Consider the following 1,108-nt stretch of genomic DNA (forward strand, 5'->3'; position numbering starts at 1 on the left):
CGATCGTCTCAGGTGACCCGGTGCGGCGCCTGGCCGGGCGTTCCGTGGCCCGCCATATGGACGCGCTGGATTGTGGATGCCGGTTGATTGCCGGGGCCCAGTCGCGTGTGAGCAGCTGAGCGAGGTTGCTTGCGGGGCGGCGGCACCGCGTGTGGCGCTGCGCTGTGCTGAGGGTGTCGACGCTGCAAACCGCTCGAACCCGTCGCCCACTACAGGTGGATGCTGCGTTGTTTCAACGCTTGTGCACCGAATCCAGCACCGTGTCCCACAGGCCAAGCAACGCCTGCTCGGGTGGTAGCCTTGCATCCGGATTCAGCGGATCCCCTGCGCTCAACTGAAACGTGAGTCCTGGCGACTCGTGAAGACTCGGCCTGCGATCTGCTCGGGTCCACATGAAGTGGTATTGGATTGATCCGTTGTTGAAACGCATCCTCCACACCGCCTCTTCGCCTTGCCGGTTTGCCACCGTGCGCTGTCCGCTGCGAAGGATGCTCAGCTCCATCGCCGAATCGAACATGTCCCGAATGTTCGGGTCAGCGCGGAGAATCTTGAACTCCTGCTGCGCTACGTCAAGCTGTCCCGCAGCGCTGAACATCCAGGCTTCGCTGGCCGGCAGCGCCATGAGTTCGCTCGCCTCGTTCGCCTCGACGGTCCCAACGGTTAACGTGGTGCTGTCGAAGCCGCGAACCTCCATGGTAAGGCTGGCGTCGATTTTCACCTCAGCAGTCACGACCGCCCCATCAATGCAGAATCCGCCCGGTTGATCCAGGCTGTTCAGCGGCTGAAGCCGCGAGAATATCCGCTTGTAGGCGGGCAGCTTGGCTTTGATCTCCTCACCTTCGCCCAGCCCTTTGAACAGATAGCCGCGGTCGCCCAGCCAGAGGTAGCGCTCGAGGTAGTAAACGCGCTTGTTAACCGGGATGTTCCTGTGCAACAGCAGCGCTGCGTTCTCACCTACTTGCTCGTAGTGGCTCAGCAGACTCGGCTCCGTGTCGTGTGGCTGGGCCGCCAGCGAATCGCGCCGGGCATGCACATGCGCCCAGAAGCCGTCGGCATTGTGCAGCCTGGCGGGCAGTCGTTCGACGGCAGCCCAGTCGAGGTTGACGTG

1 protein-coding gene is annotated in these 1,108 nt (G+C 62.8%); it reads right to left on the bottom strand.

What is annotated here, in order from left to right; genetic code table 11:
- Positions 1 to 232 precede the first annotated feature (232 nt).
- On the bottom strand, positions 233 to 1,108 hold an 876-nt coding region (locus DBR34_RS21375), incomplete at its 5' end, for a T6SS immunity protein Tli4 family protein (protein WP_181393990.1).

Origin of the sequence: Stenotrophomonas sp. HMWF003 (assembly GCF_003061285.1) — a bacterium.
In the GTDB taxonomy this organism is placed as follows: domain Bacteria; phylum Pseudomonadota; class Gammaproteobacteria; order Xanthomonadales; family Xanthomonadaceae; genus Stenotrophomonas; species Stenotrophomonas maltophilia_AP.